Here is a 17,196-nt window from a genome sequence, read left to right as displayed (position 1 = left end):
AAAAACGGCCGATTTTTTATGTCCTCCATCCCTCCTGTCGGCCAAGCGAAAGTCAGACCAGAAGCAGCGAGCAACGAAGGAAGCATAATGTTTCACTGCTACGGGTAAGCTGGGGGAAAGACAACGGTTGTGTAGTGCCGCAAATTTGGCTCATCCGTCCCGGGTGTCCCTTGCTATACGCTAGCTGGACGTTTACAGGAAGGGGGATGCTTCCATCGCTTTTTTTCTTGCATTCTTTTTTTATAAAGAGTAGACTTTGATTGTAAAAAGATAATACGTTTACGGGAGCTTGTGGAATCAGGCTGAGAGTACGGCTAATCCGCCGTTGACCGTTTGAACCTGTTGGATAATGCCAGCGCAGGGAAAGAGAGTATGGACAAGCACTTTGCCTGCGCGCAAAGTGCTTTTTTATGTGGATCGGAATGCGCGATAAGTGGAAAGGGGCGGGGAAGGTGACTCAACAAGAAATCATCGAAAGCTTGCTTCAGTTTATCAATCAAGAAACGTCCACAGAGGAAGAATTCAATGAGCATGCACTCATGCTATTTGCTTATCAATACGAAAACAATCTCCCGTATCGTACATATTGCATGCAAAAAGGAAAAACGGCAAGAACGGTGAAAACGTGGCGGGATATTCCGGCTGTACCGATTAACGCCTTTAAAGAATTAACGTTAAGTTGTGTTTCCCCCGAACAGGCTGAGCGCGTGTTTATGACGAGCGGCACGACGAGAGGCGTGCGCGGGAAACATTATCATCCAACGTTAAGCGTGTACGATCATTCGATGATCGTCAATTTTCGAAAGCGGTTCATGAAAGAGCGTGACAAAATCAAAATGGGAATTCTTTTCCCGACAGAAGAGCATATGCCGAACTCTTCACTCGCTCATTATTTAGCCCTCGCCGTCAACGTGTTTGGCACGGAAGACAGCCACTATCTTGTCGACCGCGACGGCCTTAATATGGATCGGCTTCTTGCTGAGCTCGAACAGGCGGAACAATCAGGTGAGCCGTACGCTCTTTTAGGCGCTTCGTTTAGCTTCGTTCATGTATTTGAGGAGCTCGCAAAGCGCGGCAAAACATTCCGCTTGCCGGAAGGAAGCCGGATTCTTGATACGGGCGGCTTTAAAAACCAGTCCCGGGAAATGGATTTGGACGAATTTTATGATACGCTGTCTGCTTACCTTGGCGTCCCGCGCCGTGAGTGCATCAACATGTACGGAATGACCGAGCTTAGCACGCAATTTTACGATGACGGAAATGAGACCGTTCCATCGGTGAAATCCGGACCGCATTGGATTCGCACAAGGGTGATTCACCCGTTGACCGGAGAAGAGATGCCAAAAGGGAAACGCGGCGTCCTCGTTCATTGCGATCTCGGCAACTTTAACTCGGTAACAACGATTTTGACAGAAGATATGGGCGTGGAAACAGACGGCGGCTTTTTGTTGCTTGGCCGGGTGCAAGGGGCGGAAGCAAAAGGTTGCTCGATGGCGGTCGAAGAATTCATTCGTGCGGCGAAGGGGACATCCGAATGAGAGAATATGCCGGCTATATTCCTCATATCGGGGATGAACCGATCGAAACGCGCGTGTTAACGTTTGAAAAAAACGGCGAAAGAGTCGAAGTGGAAGTTCCTCTTTTAACGGTCGAGCAGTTAAACAAAGTCATCGAAAAAGTGAAACAGGCTAGCGCCCAGTTTCTCAAATCGCTTTCGGTGACGGAGATCATCAACTTGCTTGACCGGGTGATGGAACAGCTGTTAGACCGCCGCCATCCATACCGGCAAAAGGCGGAGCAAGTGCTGCCGATTGTGACTGGCTATGATGAAGAAATGGTTCGTTTAGGGTTGACTTCGTATTTCAAAACGTTCCGTAAGCCGCAGCTGCAGCGCTTTCTTGTTGAGGACTTGGAAAATCCGCTGCTTCTTGATGATTTTCAACCGCGGCCTAAAGGCGGCCTTTCCAAAGCGGTCGGTCCGGACGTCATCGTTCACGTTTGGGCGGGAAACGTGCCGGCGCTGCCGTTATGGAGCCTTATTTCCGGGTTGTTGGTGAAGTCGGGAAACATCGGGAAAGTGTCGAGCGCCGAGCCGTTATTTGCCGGGTGGTTTGCCCGTTTGTTAGTAGAGGTGGAACCGAAGTTGGCGGATTGCCTCGCTGTTGTTTGGTGGAAAGGCGGAGATGTCGAGAGGGAGCGTGCGGTGTTTGGACAAGCTGACGTCGTTGTCGGCTATGGAAGCAACGCGTCGCTCGAAGAGATGCAGCGCCGCCTCCCGGTAACGACCCGCTTTTTGCCGTTTGGGCATAAACTGAGTTTCGGCATTGTTTCCCGTTCCTGCCTTGATGCGCGCAAGGCGTGGCATGTCGCCCATCAGGCGGCGTTCGATATTGTACGCTATGACCAGCAAGGGTGTTATTCGCCGCATCTGTTTTATGTGCAAACAGGGGGGATCGTATCGCCAAAAGAGTTTGCCCGCTATGTCGCCCACGAGCTGAACTGTTTTGCGAAACGGTTTCCGCGGCGTCCTCTTTCCCTTGAGGAAATGGCGGCACAAGCAAGTTGGCGGCAGCGCGAAGAACTGGACGTGTTGGTGAACAAGGAAAAAGAAGTGCTCGGAAACGAAGCGGGGGATTGGACGGTCGTTTATGAACCGGAACGCCGGGAGTTTGCTGCGAGTTGTCTAAACCGGGTAGTGAAAATCGTCGCTTTTGATGACATTTCACAAATCATTTCAGAAATTGCCCCGTATCGGGCGTTTTTGCAGACGGTGGGAGTGGCCGCCTCGCCAAAAGAGCTGTTCGAGTGGGCGGAGTGGCTAGGAAAAGCAGGCGCCACACGCGTTACGGCGCTTGGGCATATGACTTCTCCTGAAGCGGGCTGGCATCATGATGGGCGCTTTAATTTGCGCGATCTCGTGCAAATGGTCGACATTGAATCGGCGGCTGAAGCGTATGCGGAACAGTTCGCTCCTTATGTCGATTAAGGAGGAAAATGAGGATGAGCTTTTTGCGGCTAGACCGTGTTACGTATCGTTATCAAGGCTCGAAGCCGGTGATCGACGGGGTCAGTTGGACGATCAATGAAGGGGAATTCCATTGCCTTGTCGGGAAAAGCGGCTGCGGCAAGACGACGTTGTTAAAGCTTGCTGCCGGCCTGTTGCAGCCGGATGAAGGGGGCATTTATTTGCAAGGTGAAAAAGTGACGAAGCCTTCCCCTTCGATCGGCTATGTCTTTCAAGCGCCGACGTTGCTTGAATGGAAGCGGGTTATTGATAATGTTTTGTTGCCGATCTCGCTCAAACGAAAACCGACGAAGGAAGATTATGAGTTGGCGCACGATTTGCTTGAACGGGTCGGATTGTCTGCATATCGCAACCACTACCCGGCTCAACTATCCGGCGGGCAGCAAAGCCGGGTAGCCATTGCAAGAGCCCTCATTCAACAACCGGCGCTGTTGTTTTTGGACGAGCCGTTTGCCGCATTGGACGCCATTACGCGGGAAGAATTGCAAGATGACTTATTAGCGCTTTGCCGGCTGCAAAACACAAGCGTCTTGTTTATTACTCACGATATTGCCGAAGCCGTATATTTAGCGGACCGCATCGCTGTCATGGCCGACGGGGACATCGTTTATGCGCTTGATGTCCATCTTCCGAAACCGCGAGCGTTGGAAATGCGTTATGAGCCACGGTTTAACGAGCTCTGTTTTCAAGTGCGGCAGGCGATGGAGGGGATGAGGCGATGAACCGGACGTCCGTTTACTCGCTGGCGTTACTTGTGCTGCTTCTTCTCGGCTGGGAGCTGGCTGCTAGGCAAATGTCAGAGCTTGTTTTGCCGGCGCCGTCGGTCGTCGCGGCAACGCTTTTTGAGGGCATCAAGAGTGGTTATTTTTGGCCGCACATCGTCCGGACAAGCTTGGAAGTGTTGCTTGGTCTTAGTTTAGGAAGCGGTCTCGGCCTCATCGTCGGCATTCTCATGGGGGAAATTGAATGTTTGCGCAAATTGTTCTTCCCGTACGTCGTCGCCAGCCAGGCCGTGCCGAAACTCGCCTTGGCGCCGTTATTTATTCTTTGGTTCGGTTTCGGCATGACATCGAAAGTGATCATTACGGCCTTGATTTGTTTTTTCCCTTTGCTTGAAAATACCGTGACGGCGATTCAATATACCGATCGGAACAAACTCGAATTGTTTCGCGTGTTAGGCGCGACGCGCTGGCAAACGCTCATTCATTTGAAACTTCCCGCCGGGCTGCCAAACATTTTTGCCGGATTCCGCGTTGCCGTCGTATTGGCGGTCGTTGGGGCGGTCGTCGGCGAATTTATTGGCGCCAGCGAAGGGTTAGGTGCGATGATTATCGCTTCCCAAGGGATGATGGATACCCCGCTTATGTTTTCTGTTTTGCTTTTATTGACGTTGTTAGGTATGGTACTCTACCAAATCGTTCATTTCTTTGAAAACCGATTAGTCAAACCGTATAAAAAGGAGACAGACAAATGAGGAGAAGCATGTTAGTGGCTGTATGGCTGCTGTCGGTGGTTGTTTTTTTAGCGGCCTGCGGTGCGTCCGGACAGAAAAACGAGGCAAGTGAAACTACGGATACGGCGAAAAAAGAGAAAACAGAACAGCTGCGTGTGGCCCTTTGGAGCCAACCGATTACCGAGCAAACGAACTTGTTGGCAGAAAAAGAAAAAGGCTTTTTTAAAGAAAAAGGCTTGGACGTGACGCTCATTCCTGGCGCCGGCGGCGGCGATGCGATCAAAAACATTCTTTCTGGACAAGCCGATATTGCTTTTACGGATCCGGGCTCGTTGCTCTTTGCGTTAGACAAAGGAGAAAAATTAAAAGTCATTTATAATATTTATCCACAAAACGTCTTCAACGTCGTTTCATTAAAAGAGAAACAAATCACGAAACCGGAAGATTTAAAAGGAAAGAAAATCGGCGTGTACAGCTTATCGAGCGGAACGTGGCAAAACTTATTGGTGCTATTGCATCAAGCCGGGCTTTCCGAAAACGATGTGACGATTGTCGAAACCGGCTTGTTAAACTTTGCACCGCTTATGCAAGGGCAAGTTGACGCGACAGCGGCGACCGATACCGGGCTTGTTATGGCGAAAGAAAAGGGGCTCGGGGACGTCAACGTCATTGAAGTGAAAAACTATTTAAATATCCCAAGTGACGTTTTTGTTGTCACGGAGAAAACGTACAACGAGAAAAAAGAGTTGTTGCAAAAGTTTCTAGAAGCGTATCGGAACAGCGCTCAATGGATGATCGACCATCCAGAAGAAGCGGCGTCGTTAGCTGTCAAGTACGCCATCGATGGCAAGGATGAGAAACGCAACTTACAAATCATTCAGTTGCGAAATGCGTCGAGCGTTTCGCCATTGACGGAAGAAAAAGGGCTCGGGACGCTTGATGGAAACGTGCTGCAGCAAGCCGCAGACACGTATAAACAGCTAGGCTTGATTAAAAACGACATCAACATGGCGGAAGTGGTTACCAATGAATTGCTTCCGAAACAATAATGGAGGACGAAAATGGGGATGTTCTCAGGAAAAGTCATCGTGGTAACCGGTGCGAGCCGGGGCATCGGTGCGGCCATTGCCCGCGCGTTTGCCCGGGAACATGGAACGGTCATCGTCAACTATTTGCAAAATCAGCAGGCAGCGGAACAAGTGGCCGCCGCCTGCGTTGAACTTGGCGGCGATGCTTGGGCCGTTCAGGCCGATGTCACCTCGGAATCAGCGGTCAAGCAGTTGATTGAGCAAGTGATGATGGAGACAGGGAAAATCGATGTCATCGTCAACAATGCGTTTGCGCCGTATACATTTGACCCAGATGAGCGCAAACTGGCGTGGGAGCTCGCGTGGGAAGATTATCAGGCGCAAATCGACGGAGCGCTGCGCTCGACCTATTATATGTGTCAGGCGGTGATTCCGATCATGAAAAAGCAGGGCGGGGGGAGCATTGTTAATATCGTGACAGACTTAGTCGCCCGCCCGGTCGTCCCGTACCATGACTACACAACGGCGAAAGCGGCGCTCGTCGGTTACAGCCGCAACTTAGCGGCGGAGCTCGGTCCGTTTGGCATCCGCGTCAATTGTGTCGCTCCTGGCTTGGTTTACCCGACGGACGCCAGCCGGCGGACAAAGGAGGAAGTGAAGGAAATGCTGATCGCCCAAACGCCGCTGCGGCGAATCGCCACTCCTGAAGATGTTGCCGGGCCGGTTCTATTTTTAGCGTCTGATTGGAGCCGCTTTATGACCGGACAGACGTTGTTTGTCGACGGCGGGCTCATCATGCGCTAGCGCTGCCGGCATCTTGAATATGCCTACGTTTCACCAGCTGCCCTCGAGAACAAAGGGCAGTTTTTTTTGTAGAATTTGGTGATTTATTATGGTATGATATTGTTTGAATGTTTCTAATATTTTATGTCTCATAAAAAAACAGGCCTGTTGCATTTCTCTTTGGAAAAGAGGGATGAACGATGAAGGGTTCATTGTTTTTTCTTTTGTTGGCGTTGTTGATGTGTGGGGTGTTGTTGCACCATGTCACCATTTTGGCGGTAAGGAATGAACAGAAGAAAAACTCATTCGTTTCCCAATACATATTTTTTTCGCTCATCACATTATGGTTTACCCCTCTTTATATCAGCGTCAAACTGGCGGTTTTCTTCGGTGTCGGCCAATACGGACTTGTGTTGTGGCTCGTTCTTTTCATCATTGGCGTCGTTTACGTCATCAAACGGACGGAAAGAGAAAGAAAGGCGCTGCAGCAATATCATCACCGCGTAGGCTCGGCATGAACTGAGTGCTTGATCGTTTGAAATAAAGAGAAGGCTGTTTCCAACCGCGAGTGAAATCGTTTGGAAACAGCCTTCTTTTTTATGTGTATGTGCTGCAAAAGGAGGATTATTCAAGTTCAAACGCCCAGTTACCGTTGCGGAAAATTGGTTCGCGCTTGCCGTCTTTCGTGACGCCGTCGATGTTCAGCTCGGCGGAGCCGATCATAAAATCGACGTGCACAAGGCTGTCGTTGACGCCGCGGCGGCCAAGCTCCTCATTGGACAGCGCCGCGCCGTTTTCGATGTTCGTCGGGTACGCTTTGCCAAGCGCGAAATGGCAGGCGGCGTTTTCATCAAACAGCGTGTTGTAAAAAATGAGATTGGACAGCGATACGGGCGACTGGTGCGGCACGAGGGCGACTTCGCCGAGACGGCGCGCTCCATCATCCGTATCAAGCAAGTGTTTGAGCGTCTCATATCCTTCTTCAGCGCTGAAGTCAACGACTTGGCCGTCTTTAAAGGTCAGCGTAAAGCCGTCGATAATGTTGCCGTCGTAATTGAGTGGCTTCGTGTTGCGGACCGTGCCGTTGACGCCGTCTTTATGCGGCATCGTATACACTTCCTCGGTCGGCATGTTCGGGTTGAAGCGCACCCCGCTTTGGCTTGTCGATGCGCCGCCGTGCCAAACGTGTCCGTCGACGAGCTCGACCGTCAGATTGGTGCCTGGCGCTTCGTAGACAAGCTGTTTATATTGTTTATTGTTCAAGTAGTCGACGATGCGAGCAAGTCGATCGTTGTGCTTGCGCCAAGCTGCGATCGGATCGTCTTGGTCGACGCGAACGATGCGGAAAATCGTTTCCCATAGTTGATTGATCGCCTCCTCTTGGCTGAGGTCGGAAAACACTTTTTGTGCCCATGCCGCCGTCGGGACGGAAATGATTGACCAGCAGTTCCGGTCGGTCATCATGGCGTTTTGGAAGTTGATGAGCGCTTGGGCAGCCGTTTTATTGGCTGTCGCGATCCGCTTTGGATCGACATCTTTTAACAAGTCGGGGTTCGGGGCATAAATCGATAAAAAGGCTGCTCCTTGTTCGACGAGTTCTTCCATCGCTTTTGCCCGCCACATCGGGTATTCGGAAAACGATTCTTCTGGGGCGTGTTGAAATTTAATATATGTAAGAGATTCATCATCCCAATTGACATGCACATGTTTTGCCCCGGTTTCATACGCCGTTTTGGCAATTTTCCGGACGAGCGGTGCCGCATCGAGCGGTGCGCTGACGAACAACGTCTGTCCAGGCTGAACGTTGACGCCGACTTTCACTGCCAATTCGGCGTATTTATTTAACTCGTTTTCCCAACGTTCCATATGGTTCACTCCTTTTTTAGTGTCAAGTCCACTTTATTACATGTTTGTATATTTCGCAACTTTTAAATAACTGAATATTAAAGAAAGCGAACGGGAATAAATCGTTTCTTATCATCATAATGGTAGTAATGAAATAAATAAGTGATGAAGCTGTACCGTTATTGTCTACACCGGCATTGTCGTCTTTGTTCGATGGCAATGCCGGTTTTTTATGGGAAAATGGCGCAACAGTAGAGAGGGAGGCAGTGTGGTGAGGTGAACTATATAGCGAGGGGGAGAAACAATGAATGGCGTGATCTTGGCGGAACTCGTGCTGTATTGTCTTGTGTTGGCCGCTCTTGGTTATTGGTATGGAAAAAAAGAGATGAGTCATAGTGATTTTTTGCTTGGCGGAAAAAAGCTTCCGGGTTGGACGCTTGCTTTTTCCGAACGGGCGACAGGGGAATCGGCGTGGCTGTTGCTTGGCTATACGGGTTTTGTGTTTGCGAGCGGACTTTCTGCGATTTGGGTGGCAGTAGGCATTGTCATCGGCATTGTCAGTGCTTGGCTTTTTTTGGCTGACCGGTTTCGCCAAGAGGCGGAGCGGTACGGGGTGTTGACACTGCCAAGCTATTTGGCGCAACGGTTTGGTCAGCAAGGGCGCACGATTTTATGGCTTTCTACTGTTTTGATTTTTAGTTTTATGATGTTCTATTTTAGCGCTCAAATCGCAGGCGCCGGCAAAACGCTGTTTACTGTTTTTCATATCGATCCAGCACTTGGCATGGTCATCAGTGTGGCGATTGTCATCATCTTGTCATACACTGGCGGGTTTGTCAGTGTCGTTTGGACAGATATGATTCAAAGTGTGCTCATGCTGGCAACGCTCGTTATTTTGCCAATTGTGGCGTTAGTGGAAATTTATAGCGGCGGATTGTCGATCAGTGAAGCGCTTCATCATGCGAAACCAGGCCTCGACTCATGGACAGGGGGAGTGACTGGTTTTGCGCTTGGGCTATTGTTGTTTAACAATTTTGCTTGGTTTTTCGGCTACCTTGGTGGACAGCCGCAATTGAGCGCCCGTTTCATGGCATTAAAAGATGCCCGCGAGGCGAAAACGGCCAAAACGGTGGCGGTCGTTTGGACACTATTGGCGTATGGTGGGGCGTTTCTCATCGGTCTGACAGCGATTGCCCTTTACCAAGGACATTCCTTCGCCGATGTCGAGACCGTGTTGCCGCATATGGTGTTGGACTTGTTGCCGCCGTGGTTGGCCGGGTTGCTGTTATCCGGCATTTTGGCCGCCATCGTGACAACGGCCGATTCACAGCTGCTTGTGATCACAGGCGCCATTAGCGAAGACATCGTACGCCGTTCTTTGCGTCTCCGTTTGTCGGAGAAACAGCTTGTCACTTTATCACGTACGGTTGTCGTAGCCGGCGGATTGCTTGGTCTTGTATTGGCGATGACATCGGAGTCGCTCGTGTATCTCGTTGTCAGCTGGGCGTGGGCGGGAATCGGTTGCACGTTGTCACCGGCGATTTTACTCGCCTTTTTCTGGAAGCGGTATTCCGGCATCGGTGTCATCGCCACGATCCTCGCTGGGTTTATCAGCACAATCATCTGGATTTCCTCGCCGCTTGAGGACATCATCAGTTCACGGTTTACGACGTTTGCCATTGCGCTAGTGGCCGGGGTGTTGTTCAGCTTGTTGTTTCCTGACCGCCAGCGGACGACGTGACCAACAACACTGGTCATCACCAGTATAAGGGTGTCCCGAAAGCAGCGGGACGCCCTTTCCCATGGCGAAGCGTGCCCCCATTGCCTGCTGCCCCACCGTATTGCTCGACTGTCTGTTCTAGCGACAGGGGGCGACGTTATGCAGACGCATCGATGTCTGGATGTGCCGTTGAACTCACGATCAAATCAGTCTTTATTCCTGGGATAAAAGATGTTGTTGCTCTCGTTTTATTGAGCATCTTCGTTTGCTGTTTTGGGAAGGCAGATCAACCGAGGACGGGTGTTCCTAAGAATCTGTCCCCTTTAGGCGCAGGTGGGGAATGTTCAAGAAAAGGAATCGTAGTCATAATTTAGTCATAACTTTTTGACTATATTGTGAAATATTGAACAAACTCGTTTCAACGAGCAAAAAGAATATTAAGATAAAAGTGTAAAGAATTGTTTTAAAAATGAAAGGAGAGAAACAAAATGGTAGTCAAATGGTTGCGCGAACATGCCACAGCGTCGGCGTTGATGGTGTTGTTTCGCCTCTATTTAGGGTATGAATGGATGATGGCGGGATGGGAAAAAATCACGCACGGCTTTGACGCCACCGGATATTTAAAAGGAGCGTTGGCGAAGGCCACAGGTGAACATCCAGCCGTGCAAGGCTGGTGGGCAGCCTTTATCGAAAACGTAGCGCTGCCGAATGTTGGGTTGTTTAACTTCCTCGTGCCATGGGGCGAATTTCTCGTCGGCATCGCACTGATTCTTGGCTTGTTTACCACCTTCGCTGCACTCATGGGAGCGGTCATGAACTTCGCCTTCATGTTCTCGGGCACGACGAGCACGAACCCACAAATGGTGCTGCTCACCGTCTTCATCCTCGTCGCTGGGGCCAATGCGGGACGATACGGTGTCGATCATTGGGTGTTGCCTTATCTCCGCCAATGGTGGCATCGTCCACAACGTCCGGCTGCAACGCATAAATAACGACCTCGCACCGTGCAAACGGCTTCAGTTTTTCTCCTTTTCCGAACGGCCGCTCTTTCTTTCACGTCAAAAGGGGCGGCCGTTCGTATGTTGATTCACCTTATTCACTTCCAAAGAAGAAAAATCGCGAAGCGGTTCTCATACGGTGGAAGGGGGCATACCTCTTTTTTTGCCAACTCGTGAGAATATCGGGGGAGCGGATGATAGAAACGAGGAACAAAGACGCCTGTATTGGCCAAGTGGGCTCCTAAGACAGCTCCGTTATGTGCTCGACGATATCAGTCTCTTGACGGGATATAGAAACGTAACAGCCTCGCCGTGCAACCATGTCAACGTGCTGAGAGCGTTTTGCAAAGATGAAGAGAGGAGGGCTTAGTCAGAAATCATATATAAGTTGACAGTTGAATGGAAATGGAATATTCTATATTTAGAAATGTATCTAAATATCTAATTTCTTGTCCTATAAAACTATGTTTCGAAATAACGAGTGACCGATGCACGAAAAAAGCCTATGAGCCAGTTGTACTCCTCATGTCGGCCTCAAAGGTGCATGTCTTTTCATGAACAAATCCGTGAGCCAGTTTTGCCCTTCACTTAGGTATGAAAATGCCCCGCTTTTACAGACATTTTGCGGTTCACCTGGGCGTGCCATGCTTTACGGCCAACCGTCAACATTGGCAGCATCTGCTCACTGTTTGAGAAGCGGCGATCAACAAACGTTATTTTTCAATATGTATGCAAAAATCATTCGCAAGGTGGGATCACCATTGTCGTTCAACGAGGCATTTAAAGCGATCGCTGATCCGACGCGCCGAAAAATTTTAACGTTGCTGCGAACAGGGGACTTGACGGCAGGGGAAATCGCTTCGCACTTTGATATGCAAAAACCGAGTGTATCGCATCATTTGAAAATTTTAAAGCAGGCTGATTTGGTGCAAGACCGGCGTGAAGGACAGTATATATACTACTCTCTGAACACGACGGTGTTTCAAGATTTGCTCCGTTGGTTTTACGATTTCGTCGAAAAAGGGGGAGAGAAATGATGAAGGTTAGCCGGCTGGCGATCGTGTTGACGGTTCTCGCTTATCTATTGAGTTTGGCTGCTCTTCCGTATTTGCCGGATGAAGTGGCGATCCATTGGAATGCATCAGGGGAAGCCGATGGCTTCAGCAACAAATGGTTTGGCGCGCTTCTCCCACCCGTATTGATGACAGGTTTCATCATTTTGATGGGAGTGATGCCAAGATTTGACCCGAAAAAAGAAAACTATGCTAAATTCTCACACGTATACAACATTTTCAATGTGGCGTTGATCGCTTTTTTTCTCATATTGCATATCGTAACACTCGCGTACAATCTCGGCTTTTCGATCGATATGAGCTTGTTTGCGCCGCTTGGCATCGGCGGGCTGTTTCTTGTCATCGGAAATTATATGCCGAAAATCAAACATAATTATTTTATCGGCATCCGCACGCCATGGACGATTGAGAGTGAGACGGTTTGGCACAAAACGCATCGCCTTGGCGGAAAAGTGTTTATTGCGATGGGGATTTTGCTTATGTTAACGGGATTTTTGCCAGGGGAAGGGGAGATGAAGTTTGTCTTTTTGATGCTCATCATAATTTTGGGTAATTTGTATTTAATCATTCAGTCGTTCATCTATTTTCGTCATGAACAGCGCAAGCGTTCATCATAGATAGGAGGGGACTCATGGGGATTATAGGCGCAGTCACACAGCTTCTTGTGTCGTTGCTCGTTCCGCTCGGACTTGTATGGTACGGGAGAAAAAAAGGGTGGCTTTCGTGGAAAGCGCTCGGCATCGGGGCACTGATCTTTCTCGTTTTTTCACAAGTGTTGGAAAAAGCCCTTCATATCGCTGTCCTTGAACCGGGGCGACCGGCGCTGAAAGGAACGGAAAGCGTCACGCTCTTTGTCTTGTACGCTGCGCTTGCCGCCGGTGTGTTTGAGGAAATCGGCCGTTATGTCGGATTTCGCTGGCTGTTGAAACAAAAACGCTCATATGGCGATGGCTTGTCATTCGGGCTTGGGCACGGTGGGGTGGAAGCGGTGTTGCTTGGCGTGTTGGGCGCTGTGAACGTCATCGTGCTCATGAGCCTCATCCAATCAGGAGTCTTTGATAAAACGATTGCCCCGTCGCTTCCGGCGGACCAAGCGGAGCTAATTAAGGAACAAGTGTTGCACACGCCGTTGGCGATGTATGTGTTGGGCGGTTTAGAACGGTTGTTTGCCTTGGCCGTGCATGTGGCGTTATCGCTGCTCGTTTTGCTTGGCGTGCGCAAGCGGCAATTCCGTTATGTCCTGTATGCAATTTTGCTCCATGCTGCGTTGGACGTCTTGCCGGCGTTGTACCAAGCGAAAGTCGTCACAAACATCTGGGTGGTCGAGGCAGTGTTGTTGGTGTGGGCGGTTGCTGCCGTTTTGTTCATTCGCCGGATCAAGCCAGCCTTTGAACAGGGGGAAGAGAAACGATGATTCGTGTCAAACGACTTGATCATGTGCAAATTTGTATTCCATTTGGCGCTGAAGATGAGGCGCGTGCGTTTTATACGGGCGTGCTCGGTTTCAAGGAAATCGAAAAGCCCGAGTCGCTGAAGGCTAACGGTGGGCTTTGGTACAAAGTCGGTGATATCGAGCTTCATATTGGGACGGAAAACCGTGATGGCTACAACAGCAAAAGCCATCCGGCGTTTGAAGTGGAAGATGTTGAGGCTGCACGTCGCTATTTGGAAGCACGTGGGGTCGTGACACAAGATGAAAAACCGATCCCAGGGGTGAAGCGGTTTTCGTTTCGCGATCCGTTTCACAACCGGATCGAGTTGTTAGAAAAAGGATAAGATCGCTTCATAAGCCGTCCGATCGGGCAGTGCTCTTTTGCTCCTTCGCGATAGTAACCTCTTGCCATTCAGGGAATGCTAGAGACGAAGGAGGGAGCATCGCGATGAAAATGAAAGCGAACAACAAGCGCAGCGAGAAATCTGTCCGCACCGCTGATACTCGGACGGCAGGCCGCGCGGCGATGAGGGAACAAACTGTACAAGAAGCCTACAAAGAGCAGGAAGAGTTGACGGCTGATTAGCGAAAAAAGCGGGAGAAAGGATGATTCCTTTTCCCGCTTTTTTGTGGTTACGAATGCTCTTCTAAGCTGGCAACCGGCACACTTTGCTTTTGAGACGGGTTGTCAAGCGGATGGATCGTCGCCACCCCTTTTTGTTGGTCGACATGCTCGATGTAAATGCGCTGTCCGTTGTACGTGACATTCGCCATCACTGGCGATGATGCGATTTCTTGCGCTCGACGAACATCCATTTTCGGCACCTCCTTAGTTCGCAGGATGAACGGAAATAGGGGCGTTTAAGACAGATATAGTATGACTTTTCGAAGGACCGGCTATGCATCGAAGCGAAAAAAAGCGATAAAGCTCTTTTTGGCATCCGTTCCTTTTTTCTCACTTAACAACAAGGAATTTTCAACTAAATATATTAAACATTGTTCTAAATAATCAATAAAGCAAACATATAGCACTAGTGAATCGCAAAGTATATTGTGTATAGTTTACATATACAAGAGATGAGGATGAAAACGGAGATTCTTTTCGAGTTGAACAAACTAGGGCAAAAACGCCAGTTGCGTCAAGCGGAGGCGTCAGGGGTTTCGGGCATGTTGGGCGGAAAGCCGATGTAGAATTTCGCATCGCACAATGATGTAGGCTTGGCGGATGACAGGCGAACAATGAATCAGGATGCGAAGATACGGGGCGGGGGCATCGCGGCTCGTCGCCGGTAACCATCCGCTGTACGAGCAGGCAGAAGCTATGTTAAAACAGTGAAAAAAAGCAGAATCCGCACTCATTTTCAATAGCGGCTATGCTGCGAATATCGGTGTACTGATTCGCCGCGATGACCTCGTCTTGAACGACGAGCGGAACCATGCAAGCTTAATTGATGGGATTCACTTGAGCAAAGTCACCTGTTTCCGTTACCGTCGTAATGACGTCGATGATGAAAGCAATCTCTGCCAGGAAACCGAAAACGGATGGTCACCGCCACGGTCTTCAATATGGATGGAGCGATTATCGGAGCTTGTCGAGTTGAAACGACGCTATCGCTTTCTGACACCGCCGTGGTGGACGACGATGTTGAGCTAGCTGTTGGCTACATCGCTTTCGCAGGAAAGAAGATGGAGGTCATTTAGTAGGTGGAACAAAGGGGGAAAAACAAAAAACCAACCGGTTGTTTTTCCGGCTGGTTTCATGACGATCGGGATGACAGGATTTGAACCTGCGACCCCACGCACCCCATGCGTGTGCTCTACCAAGCTGAGCTACATCCCGAAGAGATTGGTCAGACATTTCCTATTATATAAGAAAAATAGGGAGAAATCAATGGCCAATTTTGCATTCGTTGGAAAAAGGATGTCGCGATCATTCTCATCACGGAATCGAACGTTTCTCCATAGGCGATGACCGTTCATAAGGGGAAATTTTTTCATCAAGGCATGTATGTCTACGATCACATGATCCCTGTTCATCTTTTCCCTAAGTTTTACTGTAGGCAAGCGGCTGTTGTCCCCTGTCCAACTAGGCATGCTTGTCTTGTGGAAAACATTCCGTTTGGACAAGGCCGAGTGCGCCTGTCGATTCCTAGCTGTTTGCATTGTTCATGCATAAAACAGGAAAAATCAGCCATACTAACCATCGGTGATGCCTGTGTACAACAAAGAAGAGCTTGTCCGCTTTGTCGAAGAAGCAAAACAGTACGCCCGTTACGGAAAAGTGGCTGATTACATTCCCGCCTTAGGTAAGGCGAATCCGAACGAGCTGTCGATTGCCGTGTACACCGCAGACGGAAAAGTCGTTGATGCCGGCGATGTGACAGTCAAGGTGACGCTACAGAGCATTTCCAAAATTCTCGCACTGGCCCTTGTGCTGATCGACCGCGGCGAAGACGAGGTGTTTCGCAAAGTTGGTATGGAGCCGACGGGCGATCCGTTTAACTCCATTGCTAAGCTCGAGGAAGTGCAGCCGTCCAAACCACTCAACCCAATGATTAACGCCGGGGCGTTGGCGGTGACGCACATGATTCGCGGCCGTTCTGTCGAAGAGCGGCTCGAGCGGCTTTTGGCATTCATCCGCCGATTGGCAGGCAACGAACAGATCACGTATTCGGAAGAAGTGGCTCAATCCGAGTTTGAAACCGCGTTTTTAAACCGGTCACTTTGCTATTTTTTGAAACAGCACGGCATTATCGATGAAGATGTTGAAGAGTTGATGGACTTGTATACGAAGCAATGTGCCGTTGAGATGACGTGCATTGATTTGGCGCGCATCGGCTTAGTATTCGCACTTGACGGGCGCGACCCGCATTCGGGTGAGCTGCTCATGCCTCTTGATGTGGCTCGTATTTGCAAAACGTTCATGGTCACGTGCGGCATGTACAACGCTTCAGGCGAGTTTGCCATTAAAATTGGCATTCCAGCCAAAAGCGGTGTTTCCGGCGGCATTCTCGCTGCCGTCCCAGGGCGATGCGGCATCGGTATTTTCGGTCCGGCGCTCGATGATAAAGGGAACAGCTTGACCGGGGTGAAGCTGCTCGAGCGGCTATCCAAAACATATTCATTAAGCATTTTTTAAGGAGGAGACGAACATGAAAACGTTTACGGTTCAGTTTCATCGCGAAGATCATGTGGAGGCGATGAACGTCGGTAAATTGAACCAAGACGAATTTGACAAGGCGACTGAAGGCGGGACGCGACATTTGTTTGACCTCGACACGAATATCGGCTATTTCGTCTTTTTCGACGCCGAAGACAACGAAGGGAATGTCTCGTACTTGATGCTCCAGTACGAGGAGGACAGCGAAGACCCGAGCGCGTGCTACAGCTTCGAGCTGAAAGATTTTTATGAGTTTATGGCGCTCTACTTAAACGACCTCGAATTCGCTGATGAGGAAGAAATGAATGAAGACGATGAAGAACCATACGGCCCGATCCACCATTTAGCGCACTTGCTTTACCATATCGTCGAGGAAGGGAAGGCGGTGGAAGTGTGAGGGAAGGGCTGCCTCAAAAGACTGCCTTTCTCAGCAGTAAATGCAATATATGGGTTTTTACTAGTCGGTTAGTTGCATACATCGGAATGAGAAGAGGCGTCCTCCTCCTTTGGGACGTCTTTTCTTAGTTTATATACTAAAAAAAGATTTAAGCCCTTGACGAAGGAAATCAAATCGATGTAAGATGGATTTGTAATCGATTACATAGATGGGTTTGCCTGAAGTCTTAGTCGATTGGAAGGAAACCTTGGAAGGTAGACAAGCCTCTTCGGTTGAACACCT

19 protein-coding genes, 1 tRNA gene and 1 riboswitch are annotated in these 17,196 nt (G+C 49.6%); of the genes, 17 read left to right on the top strand and 3 right to left on the bottom strand.

The window, feature by feature from the left end; all coding sequences use genetic code 11:
• The first annotated feature begins 271 nt into the window (after positions 1-271).
• Positions 272-381, top strand: a riboswitch (TPP riboswitch).
• 29 nt (positions 382-410) lie between these two features.
• The 7 genes from IC804_RS02575 (at position 411) to IC804_RS02545 (ending at position 6,807) form a co-directional block, all read left to right on the top strand.
• Complete coding sequence (locus tag IC804_RS02575; RefSeq protein ID WP_198520159.1) at positions 411-1,538, top strand: LuxE/PaaK family acyltransferase; 1,128 nt, start codon at positions 411-413, stop codon at positions 1,536-1,538.
• Positions 1,535-2,986, top strand: a complete 1,452-nt coding sequence (locus tag IC804_RS02570) for an acyl-CoA reductase (protein WP_081157416.1) — start codon at positions 1,535-1,537, stop codon at positions 2,984-2,986. The genes IC804_RS02575 and IC804_RS02570 overlap by 4 nt, the downstream gene beginning before the upstream one ends.
• A 14-nt stretch (positions 2,987-3,000) precedes the next feature.
• A complete protein-coding gene (locus tag IC804_RS02565) occupies positions 3,001-3,747 on the top strand; it encodes an ABC transporter ATP-binding protein (protein WP_060475995.1) in 747 nt (248 codons plus the stop codon).
• Positions 3,744-4,499, top strand: coding sequence for an ABC transporter permease (locus IC804_RS02560; protein ID WP_008880485.1), 756 nt, complete (start codon positions 3,744-3,746; stop codon positions 4,497-4,499). Before IC804_RS02565 ends, IC804_RS02560 begins: the two co-directional genes overlap by 4 nt.
• Positions 4,496-5,527 carry an ABC transporter substrate-binding protein gene (locus IC804_RS02555; RefSeq protein WP_081157415.1) on the top strand — a complete coding sequence of 344 codons (1,032 nt, stop codon included), beginning with the start codon at positions 4,496-4,498 and terminating at the stop codon, positions 5,525-5,527. The genes IC804_RS02560 and IC804_RS02555 overlap by 4 nt, the downstream gene beginning before the upstream one ends.
• Before the next feature lie 12 nt (positions 5,528-5,539).
• Positions 5,540-6,310: a 3-oxoacyl-ACP reductase gene (locus IC804_RS02550; RefSeq protein ID WP_008880487.1), complete on the top strand. Its 771-nt coding sequence runs from the start codon at positions 5,540-5,542 to the stop codon at positions 6,308-6,310.
• 179 nt (positions 6,311-6,489) lie between these two features.
• Positions 6,490-6,807 carry a hypothetical protein gene (locus IC804_RS02545; RefSeq protein WP_081157414.1) on the top strand — a complete coding sequence of 106 codons (318 nt, stop codon included), beginning with the start codon at positions 6,490-6,492 and terminating at the stop codon, positions 6,805-6,807.
• 106 nt (positions 6,808-6,913) lie between these two features.
• On the opposite strand, the gene IC804_RS02540 is transcribed toward IC804_RS02545, so the two are convergent.
• Positions 6,914-8,155 (bottom strand): aminopeptidase, encoded by a 1,242-nt coding sequence (locus IC804_RS02540; RefSeq protein ID WP_081157413.1) that lies wholly within the window; start codon positions 8,153-8,155, stop codon positions 6,914-6,916.
• 283 nt (positions 8,156-8,438) lie between these two features.
• Here IC804_RS02540 and IC804_RS02535 point away from each other — a divergent pair, with 283 nt between their 5' ends.
• From IC804_RS02535 to IC804_RS02505, 7 genes are all read left to right on the top strand, one after another.
• A complete protein-coding gene (locus tag IC804_RS02535; protein WP_081157412.1) occupies positions 8,439-9,875 on the top strand; it encodes a sodium/proline symporter in 1,437 nt (478 codons plus the stop codon).
• Positions 9,876-10,342: 467 nt separating this feature from the next.
• The gene (locus tag IC804_RS02530) at positions 10,343-10,846 is read left to right on the top strand and encodes a DoxX family protein (RefSeq protein ID WP_011887644.1); all 504 of its coding nucleotides are present in this window, start codon (positions 10,343-10,345) and stop codon (positions 10,844-10,846) included.
• A 767-nt stretch (positions 10,847-11,613) separates the two neighbouring features.
• Positions 11,614-11,889, top strand: a complete 276-nt coding sequence (locus tag IC804_RS02525; RefSeq protein WP_008880492.1) for an autorepressor SdpR family transcription factor — start codon at positions 11,614-11,616, stop codon at positions 11,887-11,889.
• Positions 11,886-12,542 carry an SdpI family protein gene (locus IC804_RS02520; RefSeq protein WP_008880493.1) on the top strand — a complete coding sequence of 219 codons (657 nt, stop codon included), beginning with the start codon at positions 11,886-11,888 and terminating at the stop codon, positions 12,540-12,542. The genes IC804_RS02525 and IC804_RS02520 overlap by 4 nt, the downstream gene beginning before the upstream one ends.
• 14 nt (positions 12,543-12,556) lie before the next feature.
• Positions 12,557-13,339 (top strand): YhfC family intramembrane metalloprotease, encoded by a 783-nt coding sequence (locus tag IC804_RS02515; protein WP_008880494.1) that lies wholly within the window; start codon positions 12,557-12,559, stop codon positions 13,337-13,339.
• Positions 13,336-13,701, top strand: a complete 366-nt coding sequence (locus IC804_RS02510) for a VOC family protein (protein ID WP_008880495.1) — start codon at positions 13,336-13,338, stop codon at positions 13,699-13,701. The genes IC804_RS02515 and IC804_RS02510 overlap by 4 nt, the downstream gene beginning before the upstream one ends.
• 104 nt (positions 13,702-13,805) lie before the next feature.
• A complete protein-coding gene (locus IC804_RS02505) occupies positions 13,806-13,943 on the top strand; it encodes a hypothetical protein (protein ID WP_008880496.1) in 138 nt (45 codons plus the stop codon).
• A gap of 47 nt (positions 13,944-13,990) precedes the next feature.
• Here the strand turns inward: IC804_RS02505 and IC804_RS02500 are convergent, their stop codons facing one another.
• Complete coding sequence (locus IC804_RS02500; protein WP_008880497.1) at positions 13,991-14,173, bottom strand: small acid-soluble spore protein H; 183 nt, start codon at positions 14,171-14,173, stop codon at positions 13,991-13,993.
• Between the two features lie 726 nt (positions 14,174-14,899).
• Between IC804_RS02500 and IC804_RS02495 the strand changes: the two genes are divergently transcribed.
• Positions 14,900-15,058: a hypothetical protein gene (locus tag IC804_RS02495; RefSeq protein ID WP_008880499.1), complete on the top strand. Its 159-nt coding sequence runs from the start codon at positions 14,900-14,902 to the stop codon at positions 15,056-15,058.
• A 65-nt stretch (positions 15,059-15,123) separates the two neighbouring features.
• Here the strand turns inward: IC804_RS02495 and IC804_RS02490 are convergent.
• Positions 15,124-15,197 (bottom strand) — tRNA-Pro (locus IC804_RS02490).
• 369 nt (positions 15,198-15,566) lie between these two features.
• Between IC804_RS02490 and glsA the strand changes: the two genes are divergently transcribed.
• Positions 15,567-16,496 (top strand): glutaminase A, encoded by a 930-nt coding sequence (gene glsA / locus IC804_RS02485; protein WP_011887640.1) that lies wholly within the window; start codon positions 15,567-15,569, stop codon positions 16,494-16,496.
• 13 nt (positions 16,497-16,509) lie between these two features.
• Positions 16,510-16,914, top strand: a complete 405-nt coding sequence (locus tag IC804_RS02480; protein ID WP_029761657.1) for a hypothetical protein — start codon at positions 16,510-16,512, stop codon at positions 16,912-16,914.
• Positions 16,915-17,196 lie beyond the last annotated feature (282 nt).

Origin of the sequence: Geobacillus sp. 47C-IIb, from assembly GCF_014679705.1 — a bacterium.
GTDB lineage: Bacteria > Bacillota > Bacilli > Bacillales > Anoxybacillaceae > Geobacillus > Geobacillus thermodenitrificans.
This window is presented reverse-complemented; position numbering and strand designations above follow the sequence as displayed.